At 47.7% G+C, this 4,519-nt stretch carries 5 protein-coding genes; all 5 read right to left on the bottom strand.

Annotation, left to right across the window (positions count from 1 at the left end):
* Positions 1 to 135: 135 nt before the first annotated feature.
* The 5 genes from CD000_RS12775 to CD000_RS12795 are packed head-to-tail and all read right to left on the bottom strand — an operon-like array spanning position 136 to position 4,421.
* Positions 136 to 756 carry an HK97 family phage prohead protease gene (locus CD000_RS12775; RefSeq protein ID WP_233130447.1) on the bottom strand — a complete coding sequence of 207 codons (621 nt, stop codon included), beginning with the start codon at positions 754 to 756 and terminating at the stop codon, positions 136 to 138.
* Entirely contained in the window at positions 698 to 1,996 is a 1,299-nt protein-coding gene (locus CD000_RS12780; protein ID WP_096225795.1) for a phage portal protein, read from the bottom strand. The genes CD000_RS12775 and CD000_RS12780 overlap by 59 nt, the downstream gene beginning before the upstream one ends.
* A gap of 16 nt (positions 1,997 to 2,012) precedes the next feature.
* Positions 2,013 to 2,198: a hypothetical protein gene (locus tag CD000_RS18515; protein ID WP_096224892.1), complete on the bottom strand. Its 186-nt coding sequence runs from the start codon at positions 2,196 to 2,198 to the stop codon at positions 2,013 to 2,015.
* 4 nt (positions 2,199 to 2,202) lie between these two features.
* The gene (locus CD000_RS12790; protein ID WP_096224891.1) at positions 2,203 to 3,930 is read right to left on the bottom strand and encodes a terminase large subunit; all 1,728 of its coding nucleotides are present in this window, start codon (positions 3,928 to 3,930) and stop codon (positions 2,203 to 2,205) included.
* Entirely contained in the window at positions 3,927 to 4,421 is a 495-nt protein-coding gene (locus CD000_RS12795; protein ID WP_096225796.1) for a phage terminase small subunit P27 family, read from the bottom strand. The genes CD000_RS12790 and CD000_RS12795 overlap by 4 nt, the downstream gene beginning before the upstream one ends.
* Positions 4,422 to 4,519: the final 98 nt, after the last annotated feature.

Here is a 4,519-nt window from a genome sequence, read left to right on the forward strand (position 1 = left end):
TCAGCTTCATCGACTTTATCCTCTCCTAAGAGAGCGCGGACTTCGGCTTTCATCCGCTCCAGTTTTTGCAACATCTCACGCAGTTCTTTACCCATACTTTTTCAACCTCCTATAGTCAAAATAAAAAGAGCCGTTTTATATCAGCTCTAACTCGATGGCTAGTTTTCGTTTTTTGTATTCGTTCGAGGCGCGTTTTTGCTGCTCCCGGTACTCATCAAGCGACCGGACAGACACTTCATTGGCCGGATAAGCCGGAAAAGCCACCGGGGAAATTTCATATAGTTCCGCATCCAAAATGGAACGTTTGTAGATTTTTTTGCCGTCGCGATCGACCTGCGACCATTTATCTTTTGTGACTCGCATCCCAAACGATACACCATCGACATCACCGCGCTTAATCATCTCCCAGGCATCGTTGCCGACTGTGGTGTTCGGCAAGTCCAACTCGAAGCGCAACTCTTTTTCCGTACTCTCCAGGCGCAACGTCCCACTTTTCGTGCTTCCAAGCACTTTAGACGTGTCATGCGACCAGAGACCGACGACACCGCGTGTTTTTAGGCTTCCATCAAACGCGCCGGCCGCGATTTCTTCGACAAACGTGTCGCCCCACCAATCACGCATCTCCGCGCTTTCCGTGTTGTACTTGATCGACCCGGAGATGGTGCGTTTTTCTTCTTCTTCGTCCGACTGACGGACCTCAATTTTCACCGGAAGCGCCCGAATTTCCTTTATTTCCTTCGGTGCTTGATTGCCCACTGTCACCACCTCCTTTCATGTACTGTTGGCCGGCCATCGTCAATGGAATAACGTTACCATTAAATACAAGCTGGTCACCGCCAGGTAAAGGTGGCTTCTCTTCTAATGCCCTCGCCTCGTTCGGCGTAATAAAACCTTTCTCAATTCCGATGCCATACGCTTCATAACGCGTTTTAATGTCGCTTCTAAGCATGCTGTCAACGTTGAATTTCACGTAATATCCAGCGTCAATTTCACTGTCAAGAAACAATTTATACGTCATCTCTTGCTCATACATTGTTAAAATCGGCAGCAATGTATCCACGTAAAACTGCCGTTGCTGTTCGGCTACATTCGTATGAGTTGCCCGGCTTAAATCGTTGAGTTGGTGCATTTTTATACCAAAAGCCGTTGCAATTTGCCTGATTGTTAGCTCCGTATTTTCAAGAAACTGCGCATCGGACATCGTCAAACTGATCGGCTTAAATTCGTACCCGATCGGCATGAGCGCGATGCGGTGACTGTTTTTCAGTCCTGAAGACATTTCCTCGAATTTTTCTCGGAATTTCTTCTGCGCTTCCGGGTTTAGATCGCCAACATACTGGACGATTCCTTTCACTTGCAACCCTTGCTTGTAAAAATTATTGATAAACCGGCCGGCCGCCGCCGCATTTTCCACCGTCGCCCGCAAATAATCAAGAGGAGGAACCCCGACAATGCCATCGAGTGTCACACCACTTTTAAAGTGCAAAATTTCGTTTGGCATGAGCTTCCGCCGCTCGGTTCCGACATCGACTTCATACCAGATGTGGTTTTTGCTGCTGAAAAGGCCGATATCGTCAATCCAAATGCGCACTTTACCCGCATCGATCGGCCAAAGCCCCACAATTCTGCCCTTTTCGTCCGTCTCAATGTTGACGTATGCATTACCGTGTATGTTCCGCTGCGTCTCATTGCATTTGGCGAAGTCAGAAGCTGACATATACGGATTGGGACGGAGCTTTAGCAACTTATATAAATAGTGCTTCACTGCCTTATTGACGCCGGTTTCGCCCTCGAGATAAATCTTCAATGGGAGCTTTGACAGCGATTCGGCTAAAATTTTGATACAAGCGTAAACCGTCGCTTCTTTCAGGGCATTTTTCCCATAAACGTTGACCTCGCCAGGAGAAAGGCCGAGAAAATCTAAAAGCGCCGGATCATTTAGGCTGTATTCTGTGTATTCAGTACTTCTTCGCTCCAAAGCACGCCGGAAAAACATTCATTCCTCACCTCCCTCACGGCGGATAACGCTTCGGTGGATGCAGCGCTGCAAAAATGCCGACGGCTAAACAAGAAAAACCCAGCATATACAGCCCTGCCGTCACGCTTAATCGGAACGTCGCGATGTTGATAAGCACTAGACCAATGAAAATAAAAAAATCTTCCGCGTAATCACGAAAGATTTTCCGTAATTTTTTCACTTTATCAACCCCACAGTCTGTCTAAAAAGTCATCGGTCGCAAATTCCGATACGTCAACCGACTCGACATTTGCAAACATCGCCCGGGCGTGGGCATTAATAAGCGCCGCCAGTGGGTCGATCCGGTCCGTGCTCTTCGATTTATCCAGCATAATGTTCTCCTGGGCGTCTTTTCGTGTCACCGCGTTGCCGACTGCCCATGTTAAAACGGGGTTTTGGTTGTGAATGATCTTCTTTTCAAACACTTTTGTCCGGAAATTTTTCGTCGGCTCCGTCAAATAGCGAATCCCCTGCGGAATTTCTACCGTCGTGAAGCCATCTGCTTCAAGCTCCTGCATTAAATGCCGCGCATTGTACTTGTCATAGCAAATTTCCTTCACCAAAACGCCGTATGTCGGCTCAATTGACTTGATATATTCGCGCACAAACGTATAATCGACGACCGCTCCTGGTGTGGCGGTGATCCAACCTTGACGAACCCATTGATCGAACGGCATTTTATCAGTCTTGACCCGCTCATCGAGCTTTTCTTCCGGTATGAACGAGTGGGACAAGACGACAAATTTGCCGTCATTCAAAGGGATTTCGATGGAAACGCTCGTTAAGTCGGTCGTTGCCGACAAGTCAACGCCTACATACGCATCCAATCCACTGATATCCGGCAGGTTTTCCGTGCCGCAGGCCGCCCAGCGCTCGGCCGAAATATAGGCTTGCTCGCGCTTATTGATCCAAACATTCATGTTTTTGGTTAAAAAATCGTCCATTTTGTCCGGTTTTTCCAGCGCTTCTTTCAGCTTGGCGCGAATATTTTCTACCCCTTCCGGATAGGAAGCCGCAATCGGGTTCGCTTTCAGCCATGCTTTTTCATCCTTAATGTCATCAATCAAATTTCCGTCCTCGTCTTTATCCAGTTCGTTGACCATCGCAAAGTATTGATCGTTTTCTACCGGGCTGTTCGGATCAAGAAGCTTCGAAACATATTGGTATTCACTTCGATAGCAAGGATTATTTAAGTTCGTGCCGGCCGTTGTGATAATCATTAGCAACGGCTGTGCCCTAGCAATCATACCAGAGTCAAGAATATTGTAAATCTCATCCGTGTCATGGGCGTGATACTCATCGATAATCCCGCATTGCGGGTTTAAACCGTCACCGGTCTTCCGGTCCTCTTTGGAAAGTGGCCGAATAATAGACCGACTTTTCAGGTGATGGATCGCCCCGTATTTCACTTCGTACTTCCCTTTGAGTTCCGGGCAACCGGCCAACATAGCTTCGGTTTCCTTCCATACAATCCTTGCCTGTTCCGTTTTCGTCGCGCCGATATATACTTCCGACATGTTTTCGCCGAATGCCATAGCCTCATATGAGGCTACGCAAGCCAAACTTTGCGACTTTGCGTTTTTTCTGCCTACCTGCCAATACGCCTTTTTAAAACGCCGATAGTCCGTGTCCTTATGCACCCAGCCGTAAATATTGCCAAATACAAACACCTGGATTTCATGTGGACGAATATGCTGCCCTTTTAATACGCCTTTGGTGTGTTTGAAAAGCGTCATCCATTTGAGAAAACGCATCGCTTTCGTTTCGTCAAAAATATAGGGAAAGCCATCAGTCCCTTCCCTTTCGATATCCCGTAAAAAACGCATGCATGCCCATTTATGTTTCTGGCAGGCGATCACCCGGCCGTCGATGACATCATAGGAGTAGTCAATGAGCCATTGCTTCAGGCTCATACATTACCAAACTCCTGTTCAAACGGCGTCGGCTGCTCTGGTTCTTCCTTTGGCAAAGCAAGTTTTGCCCGAGAGCTTGGCGTCAATCCAAATTCGACGGCCAGCGATTTCATTTGCTCATGTAATTGCTTTTTCTTTGTGAGCAATGGATGAGGTACTTTGTTTGTTTCCGCCGCTTTATTTGTGTATTCGACCATAAGCCCTTCTTCCTCAATGATCTGCGAGCACTTTACATAGTTAGAATACGCATCGCAGTACAAGGCAAGAGCATTTACATCGACGTTTGTGACCAACCCAATCTCTTTCAGCTCCTTCACGATCCGCTTGAACTCCTTCTTGGCCACATCGTCGAGCCAGCCTGGAGGTCTCACCTTGTCATCATTAGGCCGGAGCTTCGCCTCGGCCTCCTTTCGGGCGTCGATTTCCTTTTTCGTCAAATGCTTTGTCCCCTGAATTAAAATCAAGTCAACCGGCTTCGCACGTCGGCCCATGTTCAACACCACCTTTCGCTTGGAATTTCCCTAAAAACTGTTAACCCCCTTTTACGCCAAAAAGGGAACTTTGTGCACGCTGAGGGGGGCGCGCGGTC

This window comes from Geobacillus sp. FJAT-46040 (genome assembly GCF_002335725.1).
Classification (GTDB): domain Bacteria; phylum Bacillota; class Bacilli; order Bacillales; family Anoxybacillaceae; genus Geobacillus; species Geobacillus thermoleovorans.

What these genes read in the sequence shown, in the direction of transcription:
- CD000_RS12795 (WP_096225796.1), bottom strand. Translation starts at nt 4,421, where the DNA reads ATGGGCCGACGTGCGAAGCCGGTTGACTTGATTTTAATTCAGGGGACA.
- CD000_RS12780 (WP_096225795.1), bottom strand. Translation starts at nt 1,996, where the DNA reads ATGTTTTTCCGGCGTGCTTTGGAGCGAAGAAGTACTGAATACACAGAA.
- CD000_RS12790 (WP_096224891.1), bottom strand. Translation starts at nt 3,930, where the DNA reads ATGAGCCTGAAGCAATGGCTCATTGACTACTCCTATGATGTCATCGAC.